14 protein-coding genes and 1 pseudogene are annotated in these 15,413 nt (G+C 70.4%); 5 read left to right on the forward strand and 10 right to left on the reverse strand.

All coding sequences use genetic code 11. The features are described 5' to 3' along the window. Positions 1–136 precede the first annotated feature (136 nt). On the forward strand, positions 137–448 hold the full coding sequence (locus MMF93_RS00820) for a hypothetical protein (RefSeq protein WP_242748565.1): 312 nt from the start codon (positions 137–139) through the stop codon (positions 446–448). Positions 449–504: 56 nt separating this feature from the next. On the opposite strand, the gene MMF93_RS00825 is transcribed toward MMF93_RS00820, so the two are convergent. Together MMF93_RS00825 and MMF93_RS00830 are read right to left on the reverse strand one after the other, a co-directional pair. Continuing rightward, positions 505–1,188 carry a response regulator transcription factor gene (locus tag MMF93_RS00825; RefSeq protein WP_242748566.1) on the reverse strand — a complete coding sequence of 228 codons (684 nt, stop codon included), beginning with the start codon at positions 1,186–1,188 and terminating at the stop codon, positions 505–507. Then, positions 1,179–2,096 (reverse strand): sensor histidine kinase, encoded by a 918-nt coding sequence (locus MMF93_RS00830; RefSeq protein WP_242748567.1) that lies wholly within the window; start codon positions 2,094–2,096, stop codon positions 1,179–1,181. The genes MMF93_RS00825 and MMF93_RS00830 overlap by 10 nt, the downstream gene beginning before the upstream one ends. 387 nt (positions 2,097–2,483) lie before the next feature. On the opposite strand from MMF93_RS00830, the gene MMF93_RS00835 reads away from it, so the two are divergent. Beyond that, entirely contained in the window at positions 2,484–3,761 is a 1,278-nt protein-coding gene (locus MMF93_RS00835; protein WP_242748568.1) for a serine hydrolase domain-containing protein, read from the forward strand. A gap of 78 nt (positions 3,762–3,839) precedes the next feature. Here the strand turns inward: MMF93_RS00835 and MMF93_RS00840 are convergent, their stop codons facing one another. The 3 genes from MMF93_RS00840 to MMF93_RS00850 form a co-directional block, all read right to left on the reverse strand. Then, the gene (locus MMF93_RS00840) at positions 3,840–5,513 is read right to left on the reverse strand and encodes an MFS transporter (protein WP_242748569.1); all 1,674 of its coding nucleotides are present in this window, start codon (positions 5,511–5,513) and stop codon (positions 3,840–3,842) included. Positions 5,514–5,959: 446 nt separating this feature from the next. Beyond that, entirely contained in the window at positions 5,960–6,799 is an 840-nt protein-coding gene (locus MMF93_RS00845; protein ID WP_242748570.1) for a DUF4097 family beta strand repeat-containing protein, read from the reverse strand. Between the two features lie 86 nt (positions 6,800–6,885). Next, complete coding sequence (locus MMF93_RS00850) at positions 6,886–7,425, reverse strand: hypothetical protein (RefSeq protein WP_242748571.1); 540 nt, start codon at positions 7,423–7,425, stop codon at positions 6,886–6,888. Positions 7,426–7,682: 257 nt separating this feature from the next. Between MMF93_RS00850 and MMF93_RS00855 the strand changes: the two genes are divergently transcribed. Next, complete coding sequence (locus MMF93_RS00855) at positions 7,683–9,266, forward strand: FMN-binding glutamate synthase family protein (RefSeq protein WP_242748573.1); 1,584 nt, start codon at positions 7,683–7,685, stop codon at positions 9,264–9,266. Between the two features lie 20 nt (positions 9,267–9,286). On the opposite strand, the gene MMF93_RS00860 is transcribed toward MMF93_RS00855, so the two are convergent. Continuing rightward, positions 9,287–10,522 (reverse strand): FUSC family protein, encoded by a 1,236-nt coding sequence (locus MMF93_RS00860; RefSeq protein ID WP_242748574.1) that lies wholly within the window; start codon positions 10,520–10,522, stop codon positions 9,287–9,289. 215 nt (positions 10,523–10,737) lie between these two features. Here MMF93_RS00860 and MMF93_RS00865 point away from each other — a divergent pair, with 215 nt between their 5' ends. Both MMF93_RS00865 and MMF93_RS00870 read left to right on the forward strand, forming a co-directional pair. After that, the gene (locus MMF93_RS00865; RefSeq protein ID WP_242748575.1) at positions 10,738–11,211 is read left to right on the forward strand and encodes a carboxymuconolactone decarboxylase family protein; all 474 of its coding nucleotides are present in this window, start codon (positions 10,738–10,740) and stop codon (positions 11,209–11,211) included. Positions 11,212–11,310: 99 nt separating this feature from the next. After that, positions 11,311–12,234, forward strand: a complete 924-nt coding sequence (locus MMF93_RS00870) for an RNA polymerase sigma-70 factor (protein WP_242748576.1) — start codon at positions 11,311–11,313, stop codon at positions 12,232–12,234. A gap of 73 nt (positions 12,235–12,307) precedes the next feature. On the opposite strand, the pseudogene MMF93_RS00875 reads toward MMF93_RS00870, so the two are convergent. From MMF93_RS00875 to kce, 4 genes and pseudogenes are all read right to left on the reverse strand, one after another. Beyond that, positions 12,308–12,741: pseudogene (locus MMF93_RS00875) on the reverse strand (hypothetical protein); the annotation flags it as partial. A 98-nt stretch (positions 12,742–12,839) separates the two neighbouring features. Then, complete coding sequence (locus tag MMF93_RS00880; protein WP_242748577.1) at positions 12,840–13,430, reverse strand: TetR/AcrR family transcriptional regulator; 591 nt, start codon at positions 13,428–13,430, stop codon at positions 12,840–12,842. A 95-nt stretch (positions 13,431–13,525) separates the two neighbouring features. Next, positions 13,526–14,491 (reverse strand): 3-hydroxyacyl-CoA dehydrogenase NAD-binding domain-containing protein, encoded by a 966-nt coding sequence (locus MMF93_RS00885; protein WP_242748578.1) that lies wholly within the window; start codon positions 14,489–14,491, stop codon positions 13,526–13,528. Next, on the reverse strand, positions 14,478–15,407 hold the full coding sequence (gene kce, locus MMF93_RS00890) for a 3,5-dioxohexanoate:acetyl-CoA acetone transferase (protein ID WP_242748579.1): 930 nt from the start codon (positions 15,405–15,407) through the stop codon (positions 14,478–14,480). Before kce ends, MMF93_RS00885 begins: the two co-directional genes overlap by 14 nt. Positions 15,408–15,413 lie beyond the last annotated feature (6 nt).

Below are 15,413 nucleotides of genomic sequence, written 5' to 3' on the forward strand. Positions count from 1 at the left end.
CGCGCGCCGTCGATGGCAGGGGTTGGCCATCGTTGCCGGTACGTACGGTGGGCCGCCGGGAACTCACGTGCTCAAGGGCGCGTCCGTAGGGGGCATGGGCAAGCGAGTTGAGCCGACCGGTGCCGTCGGATGTCTGGTGGCAGTCGTCACTGCGGCGGTCGGCTTCTGGGTGTGGAGACATGGTGCCGAGCCGGGTCTGCGTGGCAGTTTCGAGGGCGAGCGGGACTGGAGTCTGCTGTACGTGGAACTGCCGCTCATGCTGTTCGGCACTCCCGCGGTCACGCTGGCGGCCTGGCGGCTGACGGGTCACCTCCTGCGCCGCCGGGCCGGCAGGGCCACACAGGCCGTGCTCCCGCTCGCGGCCGCGGCCGTCACCGTGACGGCCCTCGCATGGGCGGGCCTGTTGTGGCTGGACACCCGCGTCGAGCCTTTCGTGCACCCCGGGTAGCGAAGTCATCCGTCCGAGCAGCCCCACGGCGGCCGTTGCCGGGGCGGCGGCGCTTCTCACGCCCGTGGGGGTGGCGGCGTCAAGTCGGGCGCGCTGCCGCCATAGCGGCGGAGATAGGCCAGGACGGCGCGGACGCGGCGGTGGCCGCTGTCACCGACCGACAGGCCCAGTTTGAGGAAGACGTTGCCGATGTGTTTGTGAACGGCGTTGTCGGTGATGACGAGCCGTTGCGCGATGCCCGCGTTGTCGTGGCCCTCGGCCATCAGCGCGAGGACCTCACGCTCGCGTGCGGACAGAGCCCCGACGGGGTCGCCGCCGCGTGCGAGGAGTTGGGCGATCACCTCGGGGTCCAGCGCCGTGCCGCCACCGGCCACCCGGCGCAGCGCGTCGGTGAACGCGGGGATGCGGCTCACCCGGTCCTTGAGCAGGTACCCGATGCCGCCCTGGGGATCGGCGAGGAGACGGCCGGCGTAATCGGGTTCCACGTACTGCGAGAGGACCAGGACGGGCAGTCCTGGATGGTCGCGGCGGGCCTGGGCCGCGGCCCTGATGCCCTCGTCGCGGAAGGTCGGGGGCAACCGCACGTCCACGACGGCGACATCCGGTCGGTGGGCGTCGACGGCGGCGAGGAAGCCGGGGGCGTCGCCCGCGATCGCCGCGACCTCGAAGCCCTGGGAGTTGAGCAGGAGCTCGAGCCCGGAGGACAGCAGGACGTTGTCCTCGACGATCACTACACGCACGGCAGCTCCACGGTGACGACGGTCGGCCCGCCCGGTGGGCTGCCGATCTGCAGGGTGCCGTCCAAGGCGGCGGCGCGGCGGCGCATCCCGTCCAGGCCGGAGCCACGCGCGGCGTCCGCTCCCCCGGCACCGTCGTCGGTGATCTCGGTGCGGAGCAGCGGTCCGTCGCGGGTGAGGCGAACCGAGGCCTTGGTGGCACCGCTGTGTCGCGCGATGTTGGCCAGTGCCTCGGTGACGCTGAAGTAGGCGACCGCCTCGACCGCTGCGGGGACCTCCCCGAGCGGACCGATGTCGATACGGGTCGGCACCCCCGCCCTGGTGGCCAGGGTGCCGAGCGCGCCGGCGAGGCCCTGGTCGGCCAGCACAGGGGGGTAGATGGTGCGGATGACCGAGCGCAGCTCGGTCATCGCGTCCTCCGTCTCGGCGTGGGCCTGCCGCACCAGAGCGGCGGCGGTCTCGGGGCCGTCGCAGAGACTCTCGCCGGCCACGGCGAGCCGCATGGCGATGGCCACGAGCCGGGCCTGGGTGCCGTCGTGCAGGTCGCGTTCGATCCGGCGGAGCTCCGCGCTGTGTGCCTGCAGGACGTCCTCACGTGTCCGGGTGAGTTCGGTGACGCGTTCGACCAGCTGCTCCGCGGGCGAGGGCGCCAGCACAGCGAGGCAGCACCGGGCGTGCGACCGGGCGAGCACCGGGAGGGTGAGGCCGGCCAGCGCCGCCAAGACCACCACATTGACCAAGCCGAGCGACAGCGCGGTGCCCCAGCCGGTGAGGGGAACACTGATCACGAACAGCCACGGCGCCGCGGGGAAGGCCCACCACGACAGGGTGACGACGGGAGTGAGCGAGAGGGTTCCCAGGCACAGCAGGGCGAAGGCGCCCGCAGGCAGACCGGTGAGAATCTGCGCCACGCACCACGCGAGGTTGCGGCCAACGGTGCGTTGACGCGGCGCGACCGGCTGCCCCAACAGCGCTCCGGCGCGCCGGCGGTGATGCTCCGCCCAGGGCTGTGCGAGTGCGGGAACGCACAGGAGGGGTGCCGCAGCGAGTGTCACTGCCGCGGCCATCAAGGTGCCGAGCAGGTACCGTCCGCCACGCACCGCTGTGCGCCACCGTGCGCGGGCCACGCCGAGTACGCCGGGCACGTGATCGCTTTCCTCTTGTCGTCGTCCAGCAGGAGCAGGCCCCACGTGATCCACTCTAGGCACCGGCGGCGCTGCCGCACTACAGACAGCTGTACCTTCCGTTCGGGAGTCCGCGGTAGCGCGCCACATGCGGTGCCTGCCTAGCGTGACGGCATGAGAGCGACGAGCCCGCAACCCGCGCCGCACCACCCGCCCACGCCCACTCCCGGCAACTCCGGTGGACACCGCCGCGTCGGTCGCCGGTGCTTGTCCGCCGCAGCGGCCGCTCTGGCGACCGTCAGCACTGCCGTCGTCATCCAGTGGCCGGTCGACGCGCACGAAGCGGCCGCGCCCGGTTACGGGCGAGCCGAGTTGCGCCGGGACACCGACGCCATACGAGCGCTGGGGGTCACCGGCGTCCAGGCACGGGTCTCCGCCGGGCCCGGCCGGGATCTGGTCGCCACCAGTGGCGTCGCCGAAGCGGACACGGACCGCCCGGTGCCCCGCGACGGCTACTTCCGCATGGCCAGCACCGGCAAGCCGCTCGTGGCCGCCGTGGTCCTGCAACTGGTCGATGAGGGCAAGCTGGCGCTCGACGACACCGTGGACCGCTGGTTGCCGGGCCTGGTGGAGGGGAACGGCAACGACGGACGCCGCATCACCATCCGCCACCTTCTCCAGCACACCAGCGGCATCCACGACGACGAGCTTCCCGGCTACACCACCCCGCAGGAGTACTACGAGCGCCGGCACGACACCTACACACCCCGACAGATCGTCGCGCGGGCGATGAGGCACCGCCCTGACTTCTCACCCGGCACGGGATGGAGCTACTCCAACACCGGCTACGTCCTGCTCGACATGGTCATCGAGAAGGCCACAGACCACCCCTGGCACCAGGAGGTCAACAACCGGATCCTCAAACCGCTCGGCATGCACCACACCTACCTGCCGGGCAGCGGCACCTCCGGCCTCCGCACCCCGCACGCCAACGCCTACCAGGTCTTCCCGTCCGGCGAACGCGTCGACGTCACCGACGTGATCCTCCCGAGCCCCGGCAACCACGTCTCCACCACCGCCGACGTCAACCGCTTCTTTCGGGCTCTGCTCGGCGCCGGACTGCTGCCCCGGGAACGGCTGGCCGAGATGCGGGAGACCGTCCCGGTCAACGAGGAGATGCGGACGTTCTGGCCGGACGGACGCTACGGTCTCGGTCTGGTCAACCGGCCCCTGTCCTGCGGCGGCAGCTACTGGAGTCATGAGGGAGGCGACGGCGGCTACGTCACCCTGAACGGCGTCACCAGCGACGGCAGCCGCTCCGTCACCGTGTCCATGTCCACGGCCCTCAACGGCTCCCCGGACAGCGCGCTCCGACAGGAGCAGGCCGCCGGCGCCCTCGTCGACCACGCGCTGTGCGACACCCCCGGCGACGGGCACGACACGTCCGCGTGATCACCTCTCGCCTCCGTCCGAGTGCCACGGCGCACTGCGCTGCCCGTGCGTCTCAGGGACGCCAAAAGGCCGAGCGGCTCAGGCCTGGCCGCTGACCTCCGGTGTGACCGCTGTTCCCTCCTGCTGGGACCTGGTGCTGCGGACCAGGAGGGAGAGCAGCCCGGCCACGAGTGCCAGACCCGCGGAGACGGTGAAGACCAGGTGCATGCCGTCCACGAAGGTCTGATGTGCCACCCGTGTCACCGCGTCGACGAAGGAGTTGAGCTCTCCGGTGGGCATGCCGTCGCCCTGGGCGAGCTTCTCCTTGATGGCGTCCCGCGCCGAGGGCGGGAAGCCGAGGGCGACGGACTCGTGGACGCCGTCGTTGTCGGCCACCACGTCGACGGCGGCGTTCCCCTTGCCGGCGACCTCATCGCGCAGCGCGCCGGGGTACTGGGAGCTCACCGCGGAGGCGAGCACACTGCCGAAGATGGCGATACCGAGCGTGCCTCCGAGCTGCTGCATGGACTGCTGCATGCCGGAGGCGACTCCGGCCTTCTCCACCGGTGCGTTGCCCACGATGGTCTGGATGGCCGCGACGAGCATGAAGCCCGCGCCGAATCCGGAGAGGACCAGCGGCGGGGCCAGCACCCAGCCGGAGGTGTCCACCTCGATGCGCCGGAACAGCATCAGTGCGCCGAAGAGGAGCACGGCCCCGAGCACCAGGCTGCTCTTCACACCCAGCTTCCCGGTGGCCCAACCAGCGAGGGGCGAGGCGACGGTGAAGACCGCGGTCAGCGGCAGCAGGCTGACGGCGGCCATGACGGCGCTCTTCCCCTGAACTCCCTGAAGGTAGAACATCAGGTAGAAGACGATGGCGAAGAAGGCCAGCATCGTGACGATCATGAGCATGAGGCCGACCGACACGGAGCGGTCCCTGAAGAGGCTGAGCGCGACCATGGGGTGCTTGGTCTTTGCCTCGATCAGGACGAAGACGGCCAGCAACGCGACACCCAGGGCGATGACCCCGAGGGTTTTGCCCGAGGTCCAGCCGTCGTCCTGAGCACCCGTGATTCCCCACACCGTGCTGACCATCGCGGCCGTGAGCGCGACGGCGCCGGGGATGTCGAGCGGATCGGTGCCCTTCTGGGCGGTCTCCTTGATGACGGTCAGCCCCACCAGCACGCCGACGACGCCGAACGGCAGGTTGATGAAGAAGACCCACGGCCAGCTGGCGTACTCCACCAGCGCGCCGCCGAGCATCGGGCCGCCCGCCATCGCGATGGCGGTGACCGCGCCGAAGACACCGAGGGCTGCGGGGAGTTTGGCAGGCGGGAAGGTTGCCTTGAGGACGGCGAGCCCCGCGGGGCCGAGCAGCGAGGCGAAGACGGCCTGGAGTACGCGGGCGCCGATCAGCATCTCGATCGAACCGGACATGCCGCACAGCAGTGAGGCGAGTGAGAATCCGCCGACGCCGATGAGGAACGCCTTCTTGCGGCCGATCTTGTCGGCCACCGTACCCGCCGGAATGAGCAGGCCGGAAAGGACGAGCAGATAGCCGGTCGTCACCCACTGGATCTGCCCGGGAGTCGCGTTCAGATCAGTAGCGATCATCGGGTTGGCCGCGGCGACAACCGTGCCGTCGATCTGCACGACCATGATGCCGAGCGCCACGGCGATGAGACTGAGCCATGCCCCGACAGGGGCCTTCGTCTCTCCGGCAGCCTCGGCCTCCCCCGGGGGCTGAGCCGGTTCAAGCGTCGAGTCACTCATGACCAACCTCCTTGATGAACAGTGCGGCCCGACTCACAGCCGGACGATGGCTCCAGTGTGGCGCCATCGTGGCACAATAATGGCTCCACTGGAAGCCATCCCGTGGTCACCCCGGCAAGAAGCCCCGAGCGGACTCGTGAGCGAAGTGGCGAAACAGCGCCGTCACATCGAGAGAGAGGGCCGGACGCACCACGGTTCTCCGGCGTAAAAACGAGACACGGCAAGACCACGAGGCTCCATGATGGCGCCACTTCTGGCGCATATGGCGCGGTGCCTCAGTACGAGAGGACCTCAGCTGTTGTGACCACCGCGACACCGCGACACCGCGCAGCCGCGAGCGATCCACGCGACGGCATCACGAGGAGAACTCCGGGCTGTGCAGGACACATCCCGTTCCGCGCCGGACGGCAGCACGTGGGCGAACCGGGGAGGCGGGAAGCGGGCTCTCAGGCCCGGCGGATGACGATGTCTCCGAGGGTCGTGCGGGCCCGCACCTCGGCGGTCTCCTCGGCCGGCGTAGGGCCGTCGACGGAGGTGAGGGAGTTGCGCACGGTTCCGCGCCGGGTGCGCAGATCGAGCCGGGCGGCGGTGCCCTCGCGGATGCCCACCTCCAGCTCGCCGACACCGGTTTCGACGCCGATGGAGCCGCGCCGCACCTCCCCGAGCCTGATGCTGCCGTTGGCGGCCTTGGCCTGCACGGAGCCGTGCGCCCGGTCGACGGACACCCAGCCGTTGGCCGCGGTCAGCCACACCTCGTCGCGCGCCACGCCGACCCACAGGTCCCCGTTGGAGTTCTTGACCACCCCGGGGCCGGCGATCTCCGCCAGCCTCGCGGAGCCGCTGCCCAGGACGACCTCGGCACGGCCGTTGACCCGGCTCACGCTGATGTCGCCGCTGCCCGTTTCCAGGGACAGGGCTCCGGTCTCCTCCAGTTCGACATCGCCCACCCCGGACTTGAACCGGCACGCGCCGAGGCGGCCCTCGCAGCGCAGCGCGGCCGAGCCGACGGTGCCGCGCAGCTGCGACCCGGCCGGCATCTCGATGTGCACGTCACTCGAACCGCCGTCGCCGAACGGCAGGTACTGCTTGGGGGCCTTGATCAGAAGCCGGCCGCCCGAGTGCTCGACGCGGACCCGTTCGGCGGCCTTCACGTCGGAGTCTCTGCCGGCGTCCGTCGGCACCACCGTGACCACGGTGTCGGCGCGGTCGCTCGCGACGATCCGGACGTCGCCCACGGGCAGCTCGATCGTGACGGAGATCGGCTCAGGGGTGTCGTAAGCGGGCATGGCCCTACTCTCCTGATGGGTCGCGGAGATGTGTCCGCTCGCGGGACGGCGTGTGTCCCCGGGCGGGACGGTGTGTGGCCACCAGGTCAGTGGACCCAGCCGGAGTAGCGCTGCTCGCCGCGCGGGGCACGCCGCTCGCCTTTCCGGTTCTCGGACGCCAGGACGGCGCCGCACGCCCGGACGAGCCAGGCGTTCACCGAGAGGCCCTGCTTGCCGGCGGCCTCGTCGATGAGGACCTTGAGGTGTTCGGGAGGGCGGAAGTTGATCCGCGCGGTACCGCTCGCGGCCTCGTTGCCCGCGCCTTCGGAAGGGCGGGCGGCCGGTGCCGCGCCCGGCGCGAACTCGTAGTCGTCCTCCTCCTCGCCGGCGTACGACTCGTCGGCGGGGGGCAGCGTGACGACGAACTGGGGATCGAGCCCGCGCAACCGGACATCAACGGATCCGGGCGCCAGGTCGCGGGTGATCTCGTCGGCGGCCGCGGACAGCGCCTTCAGCAGGGTGAGCCGGGTGGCCGTCTCGAGCGGTCCGATGAGCCGCTCGGCGAGCGCGCGAGTGTCCTGCCCACCTCCGGTGGCGGCAACCAGGAACTCGTGGCAGAGCTCGTCCACATACGGCCGCATCTCCATGGCGGCATTGTGGCACACCCACGCCTCACAGCCCGAGCCGTACGGCCCCTCACAGGCCGGGCCGTGTGGACCACGAGAGGGCGTCATGGCGGACGGTGCTCCCTGGTGTACGGCCTGGTGAACGGCGCCTGGGTGTCCGCTTCCGTGGAGAGCGGGGCGAGCGCTGGAGGGCGCCTGCGGGGGCCGCCGTCCCGGCATGTGGGCCTGGCGGTAGCCTCCTCCTCCGTGCATCTGCTTCCCACCGGTTGGTCTCACTCATGATCAGATTCGCTTGCGTGACGGGTGTCGCGGCTGCCGCGCTGGTGGCGACCGCCCTGTCGCTGTTCGTCTCGGGCTGGTGGTGGATACCGGCCGCCGTACTGCTGGCGCTCGCCGTCACCGGCGTGTACGACCTGTTCCAGCGCAGGCACTCGGTACTGCGCAACTACCCGGTCCTCGGCCATCTGCGCTATCTGCTGGAGAGCATCAGGCCCGAGCTGCAGCAGTACTTCATCGAGCGCAACCACGACGGGCGGCCCTACGACCGCGACACCCGGGACCTCGTCTACCAGCGGGCGAAGGGGACCGCCGCCGAGGAGCCTTTCGGCAGTGAGCGGGACGTCTACGAGACGGGGTATGAGTTCCTCGCGCCCTCCATCGCGCCGGTCCCGGTCCCGCAGATCCCGCCGACCGTGCGCGTCGGTGGTCCCGACTGCACACAGCCGTACGACATGTCACTGCTCAACGTCTCGGCGATGAGCTTCGGTTCGCTGTCGGCCAATGCCATCCGGGCGCTCAACAACGGCGCGGCGCTCGGCGGTTTCGCGCACGACACCGGCGAGGGCGGCATCTCCGACCACCACCGGCAGCACGGCGGCGACCTGGTGTGGGAGATCGGCACGGGCTATTTCGGCTGCCGCACCGACGACGGCACCTTCGACCCCGAGCAGTTCGCCCGGACGGCCGCGCTTGACCAGGTCAAGTGCGTCTCGCTGAAACTGTCCCAGGGAGCCAAACCCGGCATCGGCGGTGTGCTGCCGGGCGGCAAGGTCAACGCGGAGATAGCCGCGGTGCGCGGCGTGCCGCAGGGCGAGACCGTCGTATCCCCGCCCTACCACCGGGTCTTTTCCACCCCGCGCGAACTGGTCCGGTTCATCGCCCGGATGCGGGAGCTGGCCGGCGGCAAGCCGGCGGGGTTCAAACTGTGCGTGGGCACCCGGCGCGACGTCCTTGCCGTCTGCAAGGCCATGCTCGCTGAGGACAGCACACCCGACTTCATCGTCGTCGACGGCGCCGAGGGCGGCACGGGGGCCGCTCCCCTGGAGTTCTGCGACCACGTCGGAATGCCGTTGACCGAGGGCCTGATGACGGTGCACAACGCACTGGTCGGCACGGGGCTGCGGGACCGCGTCCGCATCGGAGCCAGTGGCAAGGTGGCCACCGGGGCCGATGTCGTCAAGCGTCTGGTGCAGGGCGCCGACTACACCAACGCGGCCCGCGCCATGATGTTCGCCGTCGGCTGTATCCAGGCCATGAGCTGCCACACCAACACCTGCCCCACAGGCGTCGCCACTCAGGACGCGCGCCGGGCCCGCGCGCTCGACGTCGAGGACAAGTCCGCCCGCGTCCAGCGCTATCAGGAAGCCACGGTGCACAGCGCCCAGCGGATCATGGCCTCCATGGGGGCAGGCGAGCCGGGCGAACTGCGCCCGCACATGCTGTACCGGCGCATGGATCCCGTCACCATTCGCTCCGCTGAGGAACTGCACCACTGGCTGGCCCCGGGCCAGCTCCTCCGAGAGGCACCACCGGAGTGGGCCGCGGACTGGGCCGCTGCCGACCCCGACCGCTTTACCGCCTGACGTCCGCCCCGCCGGCTCGTTCAGGAAGAGGACGAGCCGGCGTCGCCGGTGCCGGCCTGGTCGACGCCGTGCTGGAGCACGTCGCAGGTGTGCTGGAACTCGTCCATCAGCCGGGTGGCCTCGGCCATGAGGATGCCGTACGGCCGGCCCGGATCGCTGAGGGGAAGCGAGCTTTCCCGCGCGTCGTCCTCCAGCCGGTCGCGGCACCGCTGCGCCTCGGCGGCGGCCTGGCACAGCTCCTGCGACTGACTGTGCAGCTGGTCCTCGTCGATGTCGGCGAGCAGTTCGGCGATATGTGCGAGAGAGCCGAGGAAGTCACCGTAGGCGCGGGTGAATCCCGCTGCGCTCGACTCGCCGTCGGCACCGCTCCACTGGTCGAGGCTGCGGGTCATCGAGGTCACCTGGTAGGTGACACGTTCGAGGGCGTCGACGACAGCCTGGTAGCCGGAGAAGGTACGGGGGCGGTGACGCCGCCGGAGCCGGCGCGGATTGTAGAGAGTGCTCTCCCAGGCGGTGTGCAGCGAGGACTGCGCCTGCTGCGCGATCGGTCCCAGCTGCACGGCACGCTGCCGCCACTGGCGGGTGCGCTCCTCGTCCAGCTTGCCCTCGCGCAGCGCCGGGTACATGTCGCCGACCAGGTCGCAGAGGGAATGCGCGAGAGTGTGGATGCCGTACTCGGCGCTGCGGTACCGCATCGGGGGCAGCACCACCATGTTCACGATCACTCCGATGCCGCAGCCGATGAAGACCAGCTCGATGATCTGCCCGAGCTGGGACCACCGCTGCGCGCTGCCGGCGGCGGCGACGTAGGTGGAGAAGGCGAAGAAAGCCGCGGTCGCCACCTGGGAGCCCTGCGAGCCGAGCGGCCGCCACCGTCCCACAGCCAGCGCGACGAGGGCCACCAGCACGAAGGTCAGCAGATGCGGACCGGCCAGGAAACCCAGCGCGCCCTGCACCGCGACCCCCACCGACACAGCACCCACATAGCGCAGTGCCTGCCACAGGGACCGGTAGACGGTGACCTGCATGATCAGTACGGCGGAGAACGGTGCGAAGGCCGGAGAAGCCGCGCCGATCAGGTCGTGCGCGACCCACCACGAGACGGCGGCAGCCAGCGTGCTCTTGAAGATCAGAGTCATCGTGTGCCGCTCGTGGCCGCCCGAACCCACAGCGCGCCTGAACCACTGGCGGGCCCGGCTGACCCGGCCCTGGGAGGCGGCCTCTGTGCGCTGCCCCGCGGCAGTGACCTCGTTCATGTCTCTCCTCAGTCCTCTCGTTGCTGGTGGTGCCTGGGAGAGGTACCCGCTGCGGCCGGAACCAGCCGACCCATCTGCGAAGCGGAGCGCACGCAGGCCTGCCTGGGCAGGCACGGCTCACGGAGAGACGTGGATCACACGCGCCAGTGTCACAGGGGGTCGAGCTGTCTCGTCCCAGGGGTGTAACCACGAAGAAGCACGGAGGAGAACACACGATGGAAGCACGCCTGAACTACTTCGCCGACCCGACCGCCGCCAAGGCCCTCAAGCACTTCATGTCCGCGGGCAAGGTACTCAAGGACTCGCCGCTGCCGGCCGCGACGCAGGAACTCGTGGCCCTGCGCGTGAGCCAGATCAACGGCTGCGCCGTCTGCATCGACATGCACACCAAGGAAGCCGCCGCGGCCGGTGAGACCTCGACGCGGCTGAACCTGGTGACGGCGTGGCGGGAGGCCACCGTCTTCACCGAGGCCGAGCGTGCCGCGCTGGAGCTCGCGGAGGAGGGGACCCGGGTCGCGGACGCAGCCGGCGGGGTCAGCGACGAGGTGTGGGAACGTGCCGTCAAGCACTACGACGAGGAGCAGCTCACCGCCCTGGTGGTCATGGTCTCCTTCATGAACACGGTAAACCGGCTGAACATCATCGCCCAGCAGCCGGCCGGCGACTACACGGCAGGACAGTTCCACTGAGTCGCCCACGACGACCGTGCCCCACCAGCTGAACCGCAAGATCACTGACACGTGCCCGCGCCGGGAACGACCGGGCAGGAGCCCCGAGGGGGATGTGGCGTGAACAAGGTCGAGGTCTTCGAGGAGCTGCGGCCGCTGCTTTTCTCGATCGCCTACCGGATTCTCGGCAGCGTCAGCGAGGCCGAGGACGCGGTACAGGAGACGTGGCTGCGCTTCGACGGCTCGACGACGCCTCCCACGTCGGTCAAGGGGTTCCTCTCCGTCACGGTGACCCGGATCTCGATCGACGTGCTGCGCTCGGCGCGGGTGCGGCGGGAGGCGTACGTGGGGCCGTGGTTCCCCGAGCCGCTGCTGGAGGACCCGTATCAGGATCCGGCGCGCTCGGCGGAACTGGCCGACTCGGTGTCGATGGCGGCGCTGCTGCTACTGGAGCGCCTCAGCCCGCTGGAGCGGTCGGTCTTCGTACTGCGCGAGGTGTTCGGCTTCCCGTTCGACGACGTCGCCGCGGCGGTGGGGCGTTCGCAGGCAGCGTGTCGGCAACTGCTGGCGCGGGCGCGGCGGCACATGAAAGCCGGGCGGCCACGGTTCGAAGCGGACAGCAAGGAGCGGCGGGAGCTGGCAGCCCGGTTCTTCGACGCCCTCCGTGCAGGCGATGTCGCCGGCCTCCAGGCTCTGCTGGCCGCAGACGTGCAGATGGTCGGGGACAGCGGTGGCAAGGCTCCGCGGTTCGCCAGGGCCATCTCCGGCACGGAGAACGTGGCCCGGCTGCTGGGCTCGCTCGTCCCACTGCTGGGCCGGGTCGACGTGACGTTCGAACCGCACCAGGTCAACGGCCAACCCGGCGCCGTCTTCCGCGACCGGGACGGCAGGGTGCTCACCGCGCTCGTCGTCGACGTACTCGACAACCAGATCCAGACCATCCGCTCAGTGGTCAACCCCGACAAGCTCGGGCACCTCGGACCGGTCGCCGACGCCTGGGCCATCGACGGAGCGGCGAAGCGGATGCGCCGACATACGAGGTGACGTCGGCGGCGTCTGTCCGAACGGGACCGCGTACTGAGCGGTCCGGTTTTCCCAGACCGGTCCGCTCAGGTCCTCACGCGCTGGAGGCCGGGGCGGGACCGGCCCAGCCCGTCGCGGCCACCACCTCCCGCGCGAGGTCCACCACGAGCCGGCCGTCCGTCGCCACCCGCACCGTCTCCGCGTGAGCACGCTCGTCCACGAGCCGTGCCTTGCGGGCACTGCCCCGCACTTCCTTCTCCAGCTCCGAGCCAGTTCCCTGCCCGTCAGACGCTCCCGGGCAGTCGCGTCGGAGGCCGTGAGCAGCACCCGTACGATCCGCACCCCGGCCCCCATGGACCGCTCGAACATGCCCGTCGTCTCCGGCAGCACGCTCAGGGTGTTCGTGTAGATCAGGCGACGGTAGCCGCGCTGAGCGAAGTTCGCCCACACAGCCCTCAGATTGCTCTCGGTGACTTCCGAGCGATCAGGGTCACCCTCCGGAGCCGGGTGCACCTGCCCGCAGTTGTCCAGCGGCCCCTCGCGCCCCCCTGAGCAAGGGCCGCGCTGGCTGAACAAGGGCCGCGCGGGCGGCGGTTACGCAAGAACCGAGGCACCGGCAGTCCGTCTTACGCGAAGGCGATGTCCTCGCAGCGCTTGACGCTCCTGCGGATCGCCGCGCGGTCTATCCCCAGGAGCGCGGTGAGCCACAGCCCGTTCTGCACGATGTCGATGTCGGCGGCCCGCCGGCCCGCCTCCGCGCTGGGCAGGTCAGGCCGGGCGGCGCGGATGAGTGCGGCCAGGCCTTTGCGGTAGCGCCGCTGGGCGGCCGTGTTGATGTGCGCGAAGTCCGGGTGCGCCTGCGCGAGAGCCCACAGCTGGAGCCGGAGGGAGAGGTATTCCGTCGTCAGGAAACGGTCGTCGGCGACGCGGCGGAGCGCGGCGCGCAGATTGTCCTCGGGGCCGCGGGCCGGGTCGGGCTCGACCATGGCGACGTCCTGTGCCTCGATACGGCGCAGCGCCGCGCCGATCAGGGTGACCTTGTCGTCGTAGTAGTAGTTGACCAGGCCGAGCGCGACTCCGGCCTCCCGGGCCACGGCACGCATGCTGACGCCGGAGATCCCGTGCTGGGACAGGAGCGCCAGGACGGCGTCGAGGATCCGCTCCTGTCGCCCGGCCTTCTTCTCGGTTTCCGCAGCTTCCGCAGCCGTCTCGCTCACCTGGTCGATGCTAGCCGCGTCGGCCCCCGTTCCGCCGGGCGGGGGCGACGCGGCGGTGCGCCGTCCTTGTGCGGGAGAATCTTCAGTGACAGGCCCTACCGGTGTGCCTTACGGGTGAGTGCGATCAGTTCGGTGAGCAGCGCGTCGCGCCGCCGGGACAGTTCCTCGACAGTGTGCGTGTCGCTGAGCGGGCGGATTCCTTCGACCAGCCGTCGTGCCGTGGCCTCGTCCAGATGCGGTCGGCCCAGGTCGTCGAACCAGCGGTTGAAGCTGTCGGCGTAGCGGTCGCAGAAGGCCGCCAGCCCGCCTTCGCCCGCGCCGAGGTGGAACAGCGCCGTGGGGCCCATCGTCGCCCACCGCAGTCCGGGGCCTGCGGCGACGGCGGTGTCGATGTCCTCGACGCTCGCGACTCCTTCGTTGACGAGGTGGATGGCCTCGCGCCACACCGCCGCCTGCAGCCGGTTGGCGACGTGGCCGGGTACCTCGCGCCGTACCTCGATGGTCTCCTTGCCGACCGTCTCGTAGAAGGCGCGGGCCCGCCCCACCACGGCCTGGTCGGTCAGGGAGTTGCCCATCACCTCGACCAGCGGGATGAGGTGCGGCGGGTTGAAGGGGTGGCCGAGGACGAGACGCCCCGGATTCCGCCAGCCCGCCTGCAACTGGCTCAGTGTCAGCCCGGACGCCGACGAGGCCACGATCGTGTCCGCCTCCAGCGCCGGTTCGATGGCGGCGTAGAGGTCGTGCTTGGTGCCGATCCGCTCGGGAACGCTCTCCTGGACGAAGCCCACGCCCTCGACCGCGGCGCGCGCGTCCTGACAGAAGTGCAGGTCGTCGGGTGTGCCGTGGGCGGTGAGTCCCAGTTGCGTCAGGACGGGCCAGGCGGTCTCGACGGCCTTGCGCACACGTGCTTCGGCCTGCGGGTCGGGGTCGTGGACGGTGACGGACATGCCGGCTGCCAGGAACAGCGCGGTCCAGCTCTGGCCGATCACGCCGGCGCCGAGTCCTGCGACGCGGGTGATGCCGCTCGTCGAGGCGTGGTCGGTGCGCTCAGAAGGCGACACGGCCGGCTCCTTTCAGTCCCAGACGGCTGCGGGCCTCGTCGGGCGTCGCGATGGTGTGCCCGAGGGACTCGACGATCGAGCGGATCTTCGTGACCTGGGCCGCGTTGGAGGGGGCGAGCTCGCCCGGGCCGATGTAGAGGCTGTCCTCCATGCCTACCCGTAGGTTGCCGCCGAGCATGGCGGCCTGTGTGGCGAAGGGCATCTGGTGCCGGCCCGCGGCGAGTACGGACCACTCGTAGTCGTCCCCGAAGAGCTTTTCGGCGACGGTGTGCATGTGCGCGAGGTTGTCGAGGTCGGCGCCGACTCCGCCGAGTACGCCGAAGACCATCTGCACGAAGAAGGGCGGCCTGACCCACCCCTGGTCGATGAGCCAGGCGAGGTTGTAGAGGTGTCCGAGGTCGTAGCACTCGAACTCGAAGCGGGTGCCGTGCTGTTGGCCCAGCTCCTTCACGATGTACTCGAGGTCGGCGAAGGTGTTGGTGAAGACCAGGTCGCGGGTCGACTCCAGGAACTCGGGCTCCCAGTCGTGCTTCCACTGGTCGTACTTTCGCCGCATGGGGAAGATGCCGAAGTTGAGTGAACCGACGTTGAGCGAGGCCATCTCGGGCGAGGCGGAGACGGCGGCACGGAGTCGCTCCTCGCGGGTCATGCCGAGGCCGCCGCCGGTGGAGATGTTGACGACGGCGTCGGACTCGGCGGATATCCGCGGCAGGAAGCGCTGGAAGAGTTCGGGCCGCGGGTCGGGCCTTCCGGTCTCCGGGTCGCGGGCGTGCAGGTGGATGATCGCGGCCCCCGCCGCAGCGGCCTCGACGGACGCCTGAGCGATCTCGTCGGGCGTGACGGGCAGGTGCGGGGACATCGTCGGGGTGTGGATGCCTCCGGTCGGAGCACAGGTGATGATGACGGGCTTGGGCATCTCGGC

It is taken from the genome of Streptomyces tubbatahanensis (assembly GCF_022699385.1).
GTDB classification, from domain to species: Bacteria; Actinomycetota; Actinomycetes; order Streptomycetales; family Streptomycetaceae; genus Streptomyces; species Streptomyces diacarni.